Below are 15,142 nucleotides of genomic sequence, written 5' to 3' on the forward strand. Positions count from 1 at the left end.
TTCCTGTCGAAAAATCGGCCAGCCTAGGATCGAAGGAGACCCAAGACAGTGGAGGCATAGTGGCCGAGAGACATGAAGTTGTGTTCGTCGATGGGGTTCGCACCCCGTTCGGACGCGCCGGCGAAAAGGGAATGTACTGGAACACCAGGGCGGATGACCTGGTCGTGAAGGCGATGGTCGGGTTGCTGGACCGCAACCCGGACGTTCCCAAGGATCGCATCGACGACGTCGCCATCGCGGCCACGACCCAGCAGGGCGACCAGGGCCTCACCCTCGGACGCACCGCGGCCCTCCTCGCCGGACTGCCCAAGTCCGTGCCCGGTTTCGCGATCGATCGCATGTGCGCCGGCGCGATGACCTCGGTCACGACCCTCGCCGGCGGGATCGCCTTCGGAGCCTACGACCTCGCCCTCGCCGGTGGAGTCGAACACATGGGACGCCATCCGATGGGCTTCGGCGCCGACCCGAACCCCCGATTCCTCGCCGAGAAGCTCGTGAGCGAGGAGGCCCTCAACATGGGCTCCACCGCCGAGCGGATCCACGACCGCTTCCCGCAGCTCACCAAGGAGCGCGCGGACACCTTCGCGATGCGCAGCCAGCAGAAGGCAGCGGCGGCCTACGAGGCGGGCAAGATCCAGCCGGATCTCATCCCGGTCGCCACCCGCAGCGAGAGCGGCTGGGGCCTCGCCACGCGCGACGAGGCGCTTCGCCCGGGCACCACCATGGAGGGCCTCGCCGCCCTCAAGACGCCGTTCCGCCCGCACGGCCGGGTCACGGCCGGCAACTCGTCCGGGCTCAACGACGGTGCGACCATCAGCCTGCTCGCGAGCGAGGCGGCCGCGAAGGAACTCGGCCTCTCGGCCAAGATGAAGCTCGTGAGCTTCGCCTTCGCCGGTGTCGAACCGGAGATCATGGGCATCGGCCCCGTGCCATCCACCGAGAAGGCCCTCAAGAAGGCCGGACTCGACATCACGGACATCGGGCTGTTCGAGCTCAACGAGGCGTTCGCGGTACAGGTGCTCTCGCTGCTCGACCACTTCGGCATCGACGATGATGACCCCCGGGTCAACCAGTGGGGCGGCGCGATCGCGATCGGCCACCCGCTCGCGTCATCCGGTGTTCGACTCATGATCCAGCTCGCCGCCCAGTTCGCGGAGCGACCGGATGTCCGCTACGGCCTCACCGCCATGTGCATCGGCCTCGGCCAGGGCGGCTCGGTCATCTGGGAGAACCCGTTCTACAACGGAAAGAAGAAGAAGTAATGGCGCAGTTCGACGACCTCCGGGCCCTGTCGCAGGACGAGGTTGTCACGCACTCCCTCGTGCGTGACGTTCCCCTCTCGGGCGGAAAGACACTCGCGCTCATCACCCTCGACAACGGCAGGGACCACACGCGCCCGAGCACCCTCGGTCCGCTCACCCTGCTCGAGTTCGGCGAGACGCTCGCCGCCCTGAAGGATCGTGCGGCTGAGGGCGAGATCGCGGCGGTCGCGGTCACCGGCAAGCCATTCGTCCTCGCGGCGGGCGCCGACCTGAGCAAGGTCGGCGACATCCCGGACCGGGCGACGGCGAAACACCTCGCCCAGCTCGGCCACCAGGCGCTCGGCGCCCTCGGCGACCTTGGCGTGCCGTCGTTCGTCTTCATCAACGGCCTCGCCCTCGGCGGAGGGCTCGAGATCGGCCTCAACGCCGACTACCGCACCGTTGACCGAAGCGTTGCCGGAATCGCGCTGCCCGAGGTCTCCCTCGGCATGATTCCCGGCTGGGGCGGCGCCTGGCTGCTGCCCAATCTGATCGGGATCGAGAACGCGCTCAAGGTGATCGTGGAGAACCCGCTGAAGAACCGCATGCTCAAGGGCCAGGACGCCTTCGATCTCGGCATCGCGGACGCGATCTTCGACTCGGTGAACTTCCTCGAGGACTCCATCGCCTGGGCCGACGATGTGCTTTCCGGCGAGATCAAGGTCAAGCGGCCGAACGAGCCGGGCAAGATCGAGCGCGCGGTCAAGTGGGATGTCGCGGTCGGCATCGCCCGCAAGTCGCTCGAGAGCAAGATCGGCACGGTCGCCAAGTCGCCGTACGCCGCGCTCGACCTCATCAAGGCGGCCAAGAACACCGACAAGGCCACCGGATTCGCCGCCGAGGACGAGGCCCTCGCCAACCTGGTCTCCGGGGACCAGTTCCAGGCGAGCATCTACGCCTTCAACCTCGTGCAGAAGCGGGCCAAGCGTCCGGCCGGTGCCCCCGACAAGGCACTCGCCCGACCGGTCACCAAGGTCGGCGTGATCGGCGCCGGCCTCATGGCCAGCCAGTTCGCGCTGCTCTTCGTGCGTCGCCTCAAGGTGCCGGTGATCATCACCGACCTCGACCAGGCTCGCGTCGACAAGGGGGTGGAGTACATCCACAACGAGATCGACACTCTCCTCGGCAAGAAGCGCATCTCGCCGGACGAGGCGAACCGCCTGAAGGCGCTCGTCACCGGCACCACGGACAAGGCCGAATTCGCCGACTGCGACTGGGTCATCGAAGCCGTGTTCGAGGAGCTCGAGGTGAAGCAGCAGGTGTTCGCGGATGTCGAAAAATACATCTCCGAGACCGCGGTGCTCGCCACCAACACCTCGTCGCTCTCGGTCGAACAGATCGGCGCGAAACTCGACCATCCGGAACGTCTCGTCGGGTTCCACTTCTTCAATCCGGTGGCCGTGATGCCGCTCGTCGAGGTCGTCAAGGCGCCGAGCACTGATGTCGCGACGCTCAGCACGGCCATGGTGACGGCCGCCGGGCTCTACAAGAATGCTGTCATCACCACGGACACTCCCGGTTTCGTCGTCAACCGCATCCTCGCCAAGGTTCTCGGCGAGGCGATGCACGCGGTGGACACCGGCACGCCATTCGAGGTCGTGGAGGAGTCGACGAAGCCATTCGGGCTCCCGATGACCCCGTTCCAGTTGCTCGAGCTCGTGGGGCTCAAGGTGGGGGCGCATGTGCTCGACACGCATCACGCGGCGTTCCCCGACAGGTTCTTCGAGAGCCAGAACCTTCACAAGCTCGCGGAGCTCGGCCATATCTTCGAGCGGGACTCCAAGGGCAAGGTGAAGGGCATCGACAAGAAGGCCCGCGACATCGTGGCCGGCGGCACGACCCCGATGACGGCGGTCGAGCTGCAGACGCGCATCGAGGACGGCCTGGCGGACGAGATCCATCGGATGCTGGAGTCGAATGTCGTGGCCGCACCGGAGGACATCGACCTCTGCCTCATCCTCGGGGCCCGTTACCCCTTCCAGATGGGCGGCGCGACGCCGTACCTCGACCGGGTGGGGGCCTCGGAACGGGTCTTCGGCGACACCTTCCACCACCCGCCGATCCGCGGCGCCGAGTAGCCTCACTCCCCCGCCGAACCCACCCCTCCGAAGTCCCAGCCTTCCGAAATCCATGCATTCTTCGCCGTCACCCGGCGTGTTGACACAGACACACCGGACTCGCCGAAGGATTGCATGGATTTCGGAAAGGGCGGAGTGGACGAGGGCGGCGCGGCTGAGGCGGCGGGCGGGGACGCGGGGCGGGACGTCAGCGGCGGCGAGACAGGTGCTCGCCGCGCGCCATGACGGCCTGGATCATGCTCAGGGTGGCCGGCCAGTCGAACATCACCATGAAGTAGCTGATCCGGATCACGTGGTAGCCGAGCGCCTCCAGGAACGCGTCGCGCAGCCGGTCGGCATTCATCGTCTTCGCAACCTGCGCGGGCGTCATGTCTTGGGTGTACTTCGCTGCGCCATCCACCTCGATGGCGAGACGGTCTCCGATCAGGAGGTCTATCCATCGCTCGCCCAGCACGGGAACCTGCAGCCTGGTTGCGATTCCGACCGTCGCCAGCCTGCATCGGCAAATGCTTTCCGGGTAGCTATCGCTCTTTCCGTCGGCGCGATCCAGAATGCACTGCCGTCGCGCCGGCAGCCGTGCGCGCAGCCACGCGATGCCCTCGGAGTCGAGAGTCCCGAGGCGCAGGGCCGAATCGACGCAGGCGACGGCGTCTTCCTCGGACTCCGTCGTCGCCACCTGGAGCAGGCAGTCGAGCAGCCCCACCCGAAGTCGTGTGGCGAGGGTCGGCGCCTGGACCCGGCCACGGTGAACGACAGTTGTCTCCCCCACCGCCTCGCTCAGGCGCCGATAGCAATCCTCCTCCGTCCTCAGGCGGCTCGACTCGTGCGCGACGTGGACGTGCAGGGGAAACTCGTGCGGCACAGAAAGGCCATAGGTCGTCGCGGCTGACACCGACGCCAGGCGCCCGCCCACCCTCAGGGCGCGAATGTATTCCTCCCGCGTGCTCGGGAGCGCGTACCAGCCCTGGCGGGGGCGGAGCAGCACGCCCGAACGAACCGCCGCCGTCAACGCGTGGCTAGACGCCCCGAGGGCGAGGAGCTCTCGCGTGGCCATCACTCCGCCGTGTCGACGGATGACTTCGGGCAGCGAGCGCATTCCCCCAGTGTGCGAATGCGTGCCGCCTCGGTCCTCCGTCTCCCCTCATCCGTGAGTGGACGCCAGCGCGACCGGCCTGTGGAGGAGATGCCGTGCGCCGCCCGCCGCCTTCCGAAATCCATGCATTCTTCGCCGTCACCCGGCGTGTTGACACAGACACACCGGGGTGGGCGAAGGATTGCATGGATTTCGGAAGGGCCAGGCGGGCGGCGCTAAGGGGGGCGGCGCGATGAGGGGGCTAGCGGTTGACCGGGGACATGTCGGCGTAGCGGTCGCCCACCGGGGCGGCGACGGCGTCGAGGGCCTCGAGCTGGTCGGCCGAGAGCTCGAGGGCATCCGCCGCCACATTCTCCTCGAGGTAGGACACCCGCTTGGTGCCGGGGATGGGCGCGATGTCGTCGCCCTGCGCGAGGAGCCAGGCGAGCGCGACCTGGCCCGGCTTGGCTCCGAGTTCGGCGGCCACGGCATCCACCTGCTCGACGATGCGGATGTTCGCCTCGAGATTGTCGCCGGCGAACCGCGGGTTGGTGCGGCGGAAGTCGGTCTCCTCGAGCTGGTCCAGCGAGCGGATCGTGCCGGTCAGGAAACCCCGGCCGAGCGGCGAGTACGGAACGAAGCCGATGCCCAGCTCCCGCACGACCGGCAGGATCTCCGCCTCGGGGTCGCGGCTCCACAGCGAGTACTCGGTCTGCAGCGCGGTGACTGGATGAACGGCGTGGGCCCGACGGATCGTGGCCGGCGCCGCCTCCGACAGCCCGTACCCGCGGATCTTGCCCTCGGTGATCAGCTCCGCCAGCGCTCCGACGGTCTCCTCGATCGGGGTGCCAGGGTCCATGCGGTGCTGGTAGTACAGGTCGATGTAGTCGGTGCCGAGCCGGGCGAGCGAGCCTTCGACCGAGATGCGCACGTTCTCACGGCTGCCGTCCAGGCCTCGGCTGCCGTCGCCCCGGTGCAGGATGGTGCCGAACTTGGTCGCGATCACGACCTGGTCCCGGCGACCGGCGACCGCCGCTCCGACGAGTTCCTCGTTGATGTACGGCCCGTACATCTCGGCGGTGTCGAAGAACGTGACGCCGAGCTCGATGGCCCGATGGATCGTGGCGATCGATCCGGCATCGTCCTGCCCGGCACCGCTGTAGAACGCTGACATGCCCATGCAGCCGAGGCCGATGCGGCCCACTTCGAGGCCGTTGGTTCCGAGGGTGATTTTCTTCATTCGGTGGGGGTCCTTCCCTGATAGGTCGCGATCTTGAAATCGATCGCGGCCAGGCTGTTGGTCATCTCGTCGAGCTGCGCCGCGACGTTGATGCGATGGATGAGCAGAAGTTCCAGTCGGTCGGCGACCGTCGACTCGCCGGTTCGCACGAGCTCGACGTATTGCCGCACACGGGCGATGGGCAGTCCCGTGGACCGCAGCTTGGTGAGGAAGCCCACCCAGCGCACGTCGGCCTCGGAGTAGCGTCGATGGGTCGAGGACGCGCGGTCGACTGGCGTGAGCATGAGGCCGGTGCGCTCGTAGTAGCGGAGCGTGTGGGTCGAGAGACCGGTGAGCTCGGCGGCCTCGGAGATCGAGTGGGTCGATTCGGTTACCGTCATGCCCCAAGGCTAGAACTTAGAGCGCACTCTAAGTCAAACCGGGCTCAGTTGGGGCGTTCCGAGCCGAGCCGACGTTGCTCCTCGACCGAGTCGGGCAGCGGGCGTGCCACAGGGATCTTGCTGCCGAGCACCTGGGCCACCACGTCCCGCGCGATGCGCTGCGGGGTGAGGCCGACCTCCTCGAGTATCTCGGCCCGGGAGCCGTGCTCGAGGAACTCGTCGGGCAGCCCGAGCTCGTTGAGGGCCGTGTCGACCCCCGCCTCGCGCAGGTCCTGGCGGATGCGTGTGCCGATTCCCCCCACTCGGATGCCGTCCTCGATCGTCACGACCAGGCGGTGTTCCGCGGCGAGATCGACGACGCTGCGCGGAACCGGCACGACCCAGCGCGGGTCGATCACGGTGGCGCCGATCCCCTGCGCCGCGAGCCGCTCCGCCACCTGCAGTCCCAACTCCGCCATCGGGCCGACCGTCACGATCAGCACGTCCCGATGGGCCGCCTCCACGAGGACATCCACCCCGTCGGCGGTGCGGCGCACGGCCGTGAGCTCGTTGCCGACATTTCCCTTCGAGAATCGAACGACGGTCGGCGCATCCTTCACCGCCACCGCCTCGCCGAGTTCCTCGCGAAGACGAGTCGCGTCCCGGGGCGCGCTCAGCCTGATGTTGGGGATCACCTGCAGGATGGCGAGGTCCCACATTCCGTGGTGGCTCGGTCCGTCCGGGCCGGTCACGCCCGCGCGGTCGAGCACGAAGGTGACTCCCGCCTTGTGCAGGGCCACATCCATGAGCACCTGGTCGAAGGCCCGGTTGATGAAGGTCGCGTAGAGCGCGACCACCGGGTGCAGGCCGCCGAAGGCGAGCCCCGCGGCGGAGGTGACCGCGTGCTGCTCGGCGATGCCGACGTCGAAGACGCGGTCGGGATACTTGGCGGCGAGCTTGTCGAGCCCGGTCGGCCGCAGCATGGCGGCCGTGATCCCCACGATGGTGGGATCGGCATCCGCGAGCCTGACGATCTCCTCGGAGAACACCGAAGTCCAGGACGGCCGGTCGCTGCCTCCGATGGGCTCCCCCGTCTCCGGGTCGATGTGCCCGACGGCGTGGAACTGGTCGGCCGCGTCGAGCAGCGCGGGCTGGTAGCCCTTGCCCTTCTGCGTGATCGCGTGCACGATCACCGGAGCACCGTAGTTCTTGGCCTGACGGAGGGCCTCCTGCAGCGCATGGATGTCGTGGCCGTGCACCGGACCGATGTACTTGATGTCGAGGTTGGAATACAGCGCCTCGTTGTTCGAGAACCGGCTGAGAAAGCCGTGCAGTCCCCCACGCACCCCGCGGTAGATGGCCTGCCCTGGTTTGCCGAAACGATCGAAGAGCCTGCGGCTGGAGACGTAGAGGTCCCGGTAGGAGCGGCGGGTGCGCACGTCGTTGAGGAACCGGGCCATGCCGCCGATGGTGGGCGCGTAGGAGCGGCCGTTGTCGTTCACGACGATCACGAGGTTGCGGCTGTTGTCGTCGCTGATGTTGTTGAGGGCCTCCCACGTCATCCCACCGGTGAGGGCGCCGTCGCCGACGATCGCGACGACATGGCGATCCTTCTGACCGGTCATCTGGAAGGCGCGTGAGATGCCGTCGGCCCAACTGAGCGAACTGGACGCGTGTGAACTCTCCACGATGTCGTGCACGGACTCCGAGCGTTGCGGATACCCCGCGAGCCCTCCCCGCTCCCGAAGGCGCGAGAAGTCCTGCCGACCGGTGAGCAGCTTGTGCACGTAGGACTGGTGTCCGGTGTCGAAGACGATGGCGTCATTCGGCGAGTCGAACACCGAATGAACAGCCATCGTCAACTCGACGACGCCGAGGTTCGGACCGAGGTGGCCCCCGGTCTTGGAGACCTCCGCGATGAGGAATTCCCTGATCTCGGCGGCCAGTTCGACGAGTTGTTCCGTGCTCAGCGCGTCCAGGTCACGGGGACCGTGGATGCTCTCGAGAAGGCTCATCCGGTCAGCCTAAACCAGCGACCTCAAAACGTACTGGAGGATGCCTCCGTTGCGGTAGTAGTCGGCTTCACCCGGCGTATCGATGCGCACCACCGCGTCGAACTCCACGGTCGGCTTGCCCGCCGGGGAGTGCTCGCTCGGTGCCGCGGTCACGTGCACGGTCTTGGGTGTCGTGCCGGAGTTGAGCGCCTCGAGTCCCGAGATGCTGACGATCTCGGTGCCGTCGAGGCCGAGACTCGCCCAGCTCTCGCCGGCCGGGAACTGGAGCGGAACGACGCCCATTCCGATGAGGTTCGAGCGGTGAATTCGCTCGAAGCTCTCGGTGATGACGGCCTTCACACCGAGCAGGCTCGTTCCCTTCGCGGCCCAGTCGCGCGAGGAGCCCGATCCGTACTCCTTGCCGGCGAAGATCACCAGCGGCGTGCCAGCGGCCTGGTAGTTCTGGCTCGCGTCGTAGATGAACGACTGCGGGGCATCCGGCTTGGTGAAGTCGCGGGTGTACCCGCCCTCCACGCCGTCCAGCAGCTGGTTGCGCAGGCGGATGTTCGCGAACGTCCCGCGGATCATCACCTCGTGGTTGCCGCGACGCGACCCGTAGGAGTTGTAATCCTTGCGGTCGATGCCATGCTCGTCGAGGTACTTTCCGGCCGGGCTGTCGGCCTTGATGTTGCCGGCGGGGCTGATGTGGTCGGTCGTGACGGAGTCGGCAAGCTTGGCCAGCACCCGCGCGCCCACGATGTCGGAGACCGGGGTGGTCTCCATCGTCATGCCGTCGAAGTACGGGGGCTTGCGCACGTAGGTGGAGTTCTCGTCCCATTCGAAGGTCGACCCGGTGGGGGTAGGCAGCGAACGCCAGCGCTCGTCGCCGTCGAAGACGCCCGCGTACTCGTGGGTGAACATCTCCGTGTCGATGGAGGAGTCGATGGTCGCCTGGACCTCGGCGGCGTCCGGCCAGATGTCCTTGAGGAAGACGTCGTTGCCCTCGGTGTCCTTGCCGAGCGAGTCGACCTCGAAGTCGAAGTTCATCGAACCGGCGAGGGCGTAGGCGATCACGAGGGGCGGGCTCGCAAGGTAGTTCATCTTCACGTCGGGGTTGATGCGACCCTCGAAGTTGCGGTTGCCCGAGAGCACGGCGGTCACGGCGAGGTCGTTGTCCTGAACCGCCTTGGAGATCTCCTCCTCGAGCGGGCCGGAGTTGCCGATGCAGGTGGTGCAGCCGTAGCCGACGAGGTAGAAGCCGAGGTCCTCGAGATAACCATTGAGGCCCGCCTTCTCGTAGTAGTCGGTGACGACCTTCGAGCCCGGTGCGAGGGTGGTCTTGACCCACGGCTTGGACTTGAGGCCCTTCTTGCTGGCGTTGCGGGCGAGGAGGCCCGCCGCGAGCATCACCGACGGGTTCGAGGTGTTGGTGCACGAGGTGATCGCCGCGATGGCGACCGCGCCGTGGTCGAGGGTGAAGTGGTCACCGTTGTGCAGCGTGACCTCCGAGGGCTTCGACGCGTGCGACGGGCTCGGGCTGGTGTGGCCGTTGCCGGCCTGGCGGTGCGCCGTCTCCTCATCCTGCGAGGTGAATCCGACCGGATCGGATGCCGGGAACGTGCCCTCCAGGGCGGCGTCCATCTCCGAGTGGCTGGTCTCGGCGTACGCACCGAGGTCGAGCTCGAACTGGGTCTTCGCGCGGCTGAGTTCGACGCGGTCCTGGGGGCGCTTCGGTCCGGCGATCGAGGGTACGACCGTGCCGAGGTCGAGTTCGAGGTACTCGCTGAACACGGGCTCGGAGTCTGCATCGTGCCACAGGGTCTGCAGCTTCGCGTAGGCCTCGACGAGGGCGACCTGCTCCTCGCTGCGGCCGGTGAGGCGCAGGTAGTCGAGGGTGACGTCGTCGATCGGGAACATCGCGGCCGTGGAGCCGAACTCGGGGCTCATGTTGCCGATGGTCGCGCGGTTGGCGAGCGGGACCGCCGCCACTCCCGCGCCGTAGAATTCCACGAACTTGCCGACGACACCGTGCTTGCGCAACATCTGCGTGATGGTGAGCACGACGTCGGTGGCCGTGACGCCGGTCGGGATGGTGCCGGCGAGCTTGAAGCCGACCACCTTGGGGATGAGCATGGAGACGGGCTGGCCGAGCATGGCCGCCTCGGCCTCGATGCCGCCGACGCCCCAGCCGAGCACACCCAGGCCGTTGACCATGGTGGTGTGCGAGTCGGTCCCGACGCAGGTGTCCGGGTAGGCCTGCAGCACGCCGTCGACCTCCCGGGTCATGGTGACGCGGGCGAGGTACTCGATGTTGACCTGGTGCACGATGCCGGTTCCGGGCGGAACGACCTTGAAGTCGTCGAAGGCCGTCTGGCCCCAGCGCAGGAACTGGTAGCGCTCGCCGTTGCGCTCGTACTCGATCTCGACGTTGCGCTCGAAGGCGTTCTCGGTGCCGAAGAGGTCGGCGATCACGGAGTGGTCGATCACCATCTCGGCGGGGGCGAGCGGGTTGATCTTCTTCGGATCGCCGCCGAGCGCGGCGACGGCCTCGCGCATCGTGGCGAGGTCGACGATGCACGGGACACCGGTGAAGTCCTGCATCACGACACGAGCCGGCGTGAACTGGATCTCGGTGTCGGGCTCCGCGGTGGGAACCCAGGACCCGAGGGCCTCGATCTGGGATCGCGTGACGTTCGCGCCGTCCTCCGTGCGAAGGAGGTTCTCGAGCAGCACCTTGAGGCTGAACGGCAGTTTCTCGTAACCGGGAACCCGATCGACGCGGAACACCTGATACTCGGTCGAACCGACCGCGAGGGTGTCTTTCGAACCGAAGCTGTTGACCTGCGACATTGCGCGTCTCCCTTACTGAGCCCTGCCTGCTACCGGTGCCAATCCTTGCTTTCGACCAGACCGCCTGCCAGCAAGGCAAGCCTAAGTCTCGTCGGTCAGTTCAGCGAGGGCGTTCGGTGCAAAACTATCTTGATGTCAAGATAAATAGTACACGGAATGGACGCCGCGGGCCGCAGCGACCCTTCGCTCGGCTCACTCGGCGCTTCGCTCGCCGGCCTTCGCGTAGACGGCCCGGACGAGGAGCCAGGTGACCCAGAGCAGGCCGGCGTAGAGCGGAACCCCCAGCAGGAGCTTCATCGCCGCGAGCCACTCCACGTTGCGCGCCCAGTAGAGCGGAAGCTCCACGACGAGGCGCAGGGCGAAGAGGCCGGCCCAGAGCCACGTGGCGAGGTAAAGCACGCGCCGCTTCGACCGGTTCTGCCGCCACTCGAATCCCTCGTTGGTGAGGAAGCCGACGATCACGCCGATGAGCGGCCAGCGCACCGCGATGCTCACGAGGAGCACGCTGACGCTTGCGACGTTGATGACGATGCCCGGCAGGAAATTCTGCTCCGCGCGCCCGGACAGCAGCGCCAGCGCGGCCGAAACACCGATGCCGATGATGCCAGCGAGGGCCTGCGAGACCGGGCTGCGAGTAACAAGGCGCACGACGACGAAGACCACGGCGAGTGCTACTGGAGCCAGCACCGCGAGGGTCACGTCCCTGGTCAGGGTGTAGATGACGAGAAAGCCGAGGCCCGGCAGGATCGACTCGACGAGCCCGCGAACCCCGCCGATCGCCGCGAGGAGCGATCGGGCGGTCGGCACCTCCCCCGGCGTCACCTGGCCGAGGCCGCTCTTGCGGAGGGCGTCGCCGAGACTCTGCCGAAAGCTCGGGAGCTCGGTGTCCCTGTCGTTCTCGTCGTCGGCCCGGGCGGACATCAGAGCGTCGACGCCTCGTTGTCCTCTGCCGTCCCCGCACTCTTGGGCATGTGCAGGGGAATCAGGTCGCGGGGCGGCATCGGCGTCTTGCCGCGCACCACCACGACGCTGCGGAACAGTTCCTCGATCTTGGCGGCCGCCTCGGCATCCACTGCACCCTCGCCGGCGATCACCCCGCGCAGGAACCAACGCGGTCCGTCAACGCCGATGAAGCGCGCGAGCCTGGTGGAGTTGGGCTGGCCGGCCGTCGCGGCCGGGATCTCGGCAAGCAGTTCCGGGCCGAACGGACCGACCGTGAGGGTGGTCTTGCCCCCCTGCTTGGCGATCTGCTCGGTGATCTGCTCGCGGATCTCGTGCCAGAGTCCCGTGGTGCGGGGCGCGGCGAACGGCTGCACCTGCAGCGTGGAGCCGGCGAAGTCCAGTCCGACGGCGACGACGCGCTGGCTTCCCTCCTCCACCTCGAGGCGGAGCTGGAGTCCCTCGCGGGGAAGGATCTTCACCCCGCCGAGGTCGACGTAGGGACGCACCGGGTTGGCCTCGGCCTCGTCCAGAGGACCTTCGGTCGCGCGATCGGCAGGCGCAGACTTGGGCTGCTCCTCGCCGCCATCGATTTCTGCTGAACTGGTGTCGCTCACGAGCCGTCTCCTTGGGTCTTGACGCGGTAACCGGTCGAGCCGAAGCCCGAATCTCCTCGATGGCTTCCGGGAAGCTCATCGACCGGCACGAAACGGGCCTTGGTCACCGGCATGATGACGAGTTGCGCGATCCGGTCACCGACTGCGACAGAATACGGCACCGATCTGTCAGTGTTCAGCAGGGTGACCCGGATCTCGCCGCGATATCCGGCATCGACGGTCCCGGGGCTGTTGACGATGGTGATGCCGTGTTTTGACGCGAGCCCACTGCGCGGCACGACGAAGGCGACATAGCCGTCGGGCAGCGCGATGGAGACTCCGGTGCCCACGGTCGCCCTCTCGCCGGGTTCGAGGGACACTGCCTCCGCCGCCGACAGATCGGCGCCGGCATCTCCCGGGTGTGCGTATCCCGGAACGGTGTCGGCGACGATGAGTATCTCCACAGTTTCTGCCACGTCACGAGGGTAGTGCAGAACGCGCCGGGGCCAGCAGGGCGGGCGGGCACAGCAAAGTCTGATCGAATAGCACCATGACGATTTACCGAGAACGCCTCTGGGCCTCACCCTGGGTGTTCATTTCGACCGCACTGGTGATCCCGGCGAGTCTGCTGGTCTTCCTGCCGATCAACTTCTTCGTCGGGGTGGTCGTCTCCATCGCGCTGTACGCCGCCTGTGTGGTCGTTCTCGTGGCGACCTCTCCGTTGATCGAGGTCACGAGCGACCACCTCTCGGCCGGAAGCGCGACCCTTCCTCTGGCCTTCGCGGGAGAGGCCAAGGGCTTCGAGGGCGAGGAGGCCACGCTCGAGCGCGGCCAGAGACTGGATGCCCGGGCCTGGCTCCTGATCCGAGGCTGGGTCTCCTCCGTGGTCACCGTGCAGGTGACCGACGCGAACGATCCGACGCCGTATTGGCTGGTCTCGACTCGCCGACCGGGGGAACTGATAAGGGCCCTGGCCGAAGCCAAGGCCCAACAGTTACGTTCCTAAACAATTGCTGCCCTGAGCAGTTACTGCCCTAGGCCGCGCACTCCTGGCAGATCGGACCGAGCTTCTCTTCATGATCGAGTTGCGAGCGGTGCTTCACGAGGAAGCAGTTCACACAGGTGAACTCATCTGCCTGGGGCGGCAGCACGACGACGTCGAGGTCGAGGTCTGAAAGGTCGGCTCCTGGGAGCTCGAACCCGCCAGGGTTGTCGGCGTCATCGACGTCAACGACACCTGACATTTTGTCCGGAACGCGCTCTTTAAGAGCCTCGATCGACTCGGAGTCGTCGTCGGTCTTACGAGGTGCGTCGTAGTCGGTTGCCATGCCCATCCACTTCTTTATGCGTCAATTGATCTCAATCGGCGGCCACAGTTTGCATCATCGGCTCGCGAATAGCAAACCACTGCAAAAAGACCGTGAATCCGACGCCTGTTGAACTTCCGGCACGCCCGGTATATTCCCGCGAAATCAGGGTCGGGCGTGACACCCTATGAGAACCAGTGACCGCGAGAGGCGTTCAGCATGCAAGACCTGAAAGTTATCGGAGTGGAGAACGGCGCACTCCTCGTCGCGTCCCATGAGGGGACCCGTTTTCGGGTAGCGATCGACGAGGTGCTGCAGTCGAAGCTCCGCCAGACAATTCACGAGCCCGGCGTCGGGCGCAAGCTCGCGCCGAAGGAGATCCAGGCCCACATCCGGTCCGGGATGTCCGCCCAGGACGTGGCATCCATCACCGGCGTGCCGCTCGACTACATCCAGAAGTTCGAGGGTCCGGTGCTCGCCGAACGCGAATATGTCGTCACCTCGGCCCTCGCGGTGCCCGTGCACACCGCCATGGAGACCGACCCGCTCGGCGAAGGTTCGACCTTCGGCACCGTCATCCGCGAACGCCTCTACGACCTGGGCGCAATCAACGAACGCTGGGCGAGCTGGAAAGAGGTGGGCAGCGGCTGGGTCGTGAAGCTCGCCTTCACCGCCGAGCAGATCGACCACGACGCCCGCTGGCGCTTCGACCCCAAGAAGGCCGCCCTGGCCCCGCTCAACAGCGAGGCCGTCGCGCTGTCCCAGCAGGGCGAGATGGTGAGCCCCCTCGTGCCGCGCCTTCGCGCCGTGAACGACGAGGAACGCCGGCCCGACCAGTCCCGCTTCGATAGCGGCGCCTTCACCGACAACGACCTCGGCCGACCCGAGCCCGTCGCGTACCTCGAGCCGGTGTCGTACGGGCGCCTGGACGACGCGCCGACCGCCGTGTCGGATGCCGCGATCAACCGCGCGCCGGCGGCCGAAGAGTCAGAGTCGAACCAGACCGCCGATCTCCTCGAGGCGCTCCGGCGACGGCGTGGAGAGCGCGAGCTCGCCAATTTCCCGGAAGAGGACGACGTCAAGGCCTCGCATCCGTCCGGCGGAATCCGCCTCGTCGACATCCCGCTTGACTTCGACGACGACGATTCGTCACGAGACACGGCACCGCAGCCGACGGTGCTGCATCCGAAGTCCGCGAAGAAGGGCCGGGCCACGATGCCGAGCTGGGACGAGATCGTGTTCGGCGCCCGCTCGGACGAAGACCACTGATCCGGCGCCTTAGCCGCCGCTAGTTTTACTGCCCAGGCAGGCTGAACCTTCTCGGCCCTCTGGCGGTGCCGCCCGCGTCGGTCGGGCCGTGTTCTGCAGGACGGGCCCCGGAGGCGCGGATGCCTACCCCACAGAAT

At 66.9% G+C, this 15,142-nt stretch carries 13 protein-coding genes; 4 read left to right on the plus strand and 9 right to left on the minus strand.

Annotated features, from left to right (window positions below; all coding sequences use genetic code 11):
• The first annotated feature begins 59 nt into the window (after positions 1–59).
• Both FVP33_RS04270 and FVP33_RS04275 read left to right on the plus strand, forming a co-directional pair.
• Complete coding sequence (locus FVP33_RS04270; RefSeq protein WP_147782381.1) at positions 60–1,262, plus strand: thiolase family protein; 1,203 nt, start codon at positions 60–62, stop codon at positions 1,260–1,262.
• The gene (locus FVP33_RS04275; RefSeq protein WP_147782382.1) at positions 1,262–3,379 is read left to right on the plus strand and encodes a 3-hydroxyacyl-CoA dehydrogenase NAD-binding domain-containing protein; all 2,118 of its coding nucleotides are present in this window, start codon (positions 1,262–1,264) and stop codon (positions 3,377–3,379) included. The genes FVP33_RS04270 and FVP33_RS04275 overlap by 1 nt, the downstream gene beginning before the upstream one ends.
• A gap of 187 nt (positions 3,380–3,566) precedes the next feature.
• Here the strand turns inward: FVP33_RS04275 and FVP33_RS04280 are convergent, their stop codons facing one another.
• The 8 genes from FVP33_RS04280 to dut form a co-directional block, all read right to left on the minus strand.
• Positions 3,567–4,475: a type IV toxin-antitoxin system AbiEi family antitoxin domain-containing protein gene (locus FVP33_RS04280; RefSeq protein WP_147782383.1), complete on the minus strand. Its 909-nt coding sequence runs from the start codon at positions 4,473–4,475 to the stop codon at positions 3,567–3,569.
• A gap of 238 nt (positions 4,476–4,713) precedes the next feature.
• Positions 4,714–5,691: an aldo/keto reductase gene (locus FVP33_RS04285; protein ID WP_147782384.1), complete on the minus strand. Its 978-nt coding sequence runs from the start codon at positions 5,689–5,691 to the stop codon at positions 4,714–4,716.
• Positions 5,688–6,071, minus strand: a complete 384-nt coding sequence (locus FVP33_RS04290; RefSeq protein WP_147782385.1) for a MerR family transcriptional regulator — start codon at positions 6,069–6,071, stop codon at positions 5,688–5,690. Before FVP33_RS04290 ends, FVP33_RS04285 begins: the two co-directional genes overlap by 4 nt.
• A 44-nt stretch (positions 6,072–6,115) precedes the next feature.
• Positions 6,116–8,065, minus strand: coding sequence for a 1-deoxy-D-xylulose-5-phosphate synthase (gene dxs, locus FVP33_RS04295; protein WP_147782386.1), 1,950 nt, complete (start codon positions 8,063–8,065; stop codon positions 6,116–6,118).
• 9 nt (positions 8,066–8,074) lie between these two features.
• Positions 8,075–10,894 carry an aconitate hydratase AcnA gene (acnA, locus tag FVP33_RS04300; protein WP_147782387.1) on the minus strand — a complete coding sequence of 940 codons (2,820 nt, stop codon included), beginning with the start codon at positions 10,892–10,894 and terminating at the stop codon, positions 8,075–8,077.
• Positions 10,895–11,086: 192 nt separating this feature from the next.
• Complete coding sequence (locus FVP33_RS04305) at positions 11,087–11,815, minus strand: DUF3159 domain-containing protein (RefSeq protein WP_147782388.1); 729 nt, start codon at positions 11,813–11,815, stop codon at positions 11,087–11,089.
• Positions 11,815–12,450, minus strand: coding sequence for a DUF3710 domain-containing protein (locus FVP33_RS04310; RefSeq protein WP_147782389.1), 636 nt, complete (start codon positions 12,448–12,450; stop codon positions 11,815–11,817). The genes FVP33_RS04305 and FVP33_RS04310 overlap by 1 nt, the downstream gene beginning before the upstream one ends.
• Positions 12,447–12,905, minus strand: coding sequence for a dUTP diphosphatase (gene dut / locus FVP33_RS04315; protein ID WP_147782390.1), 459 nt, complete (start codon positions 12,903–12,905; stop codon positions 12,447–12,449). The genes FVP33_RS04310 and dut overlap by 4 nt, the downstream gene beginning before the upstream one ends.
• Positions 12,906–12,979: 74 nt before the next feature.
• Here dut and FVP33_RS04320 point away from each other — a divergent pair, with 74 nt between their 5' ends.
• Complete coding sequence (locus FVP33_RS04320) at positions 12,980–13,435, plus strand: DUF3093 domain-containing protein (protein ID WP_147782391.1); 456 nt, start codon at positions 12,980–12,982, stop codon at positions 13,433–13,435.
• Between the two features lie 28 nt (positions 13,436–13,463).
• Here the strand turns inward: FVP33_RS04320 and FVP33_RS04325 are convergent, their stop codons facing one another.
• On the minus strand, positions 13,464–13,757 hold the full coding sequence (locus FVP33_RS04325) for a DUF4193 domain-containing protein (RefSeq protein WP_147782392.1): 294 nt from the start codon (positions 13,755–13,757) through the stop codon (positions 13,464–13,466).
• A gap of 198 nt (positions 13,758–13,955) precedes the next feature.
• On the opposite strand from FVP33_RS04325, the gene sepH reads away from it, so the two are divergent.
• Entirely contained in the window at positions 13,956–15,005 is a 1,050-nt protein-coding gene (gene sepH / locus FVP33_RS04330; RefSeq protein WP_147782393.1) for a septation protein SepH, read from the plus strand.
• Positions 15,006–15,142: the final 137 nt, after the last annotated feature.

Origin of the sequence: Lacisediminihabitans profunda, from assembly GCF_008040105.1 — a bacterium.
Classification (GTDB): domain Bacteria; phylum Actinomycetota; class Actinomycetes; order Actinomycetales; family Microbacteriaceae; genus Lacisediminihabitans; species Lacisediminihabitans profunda.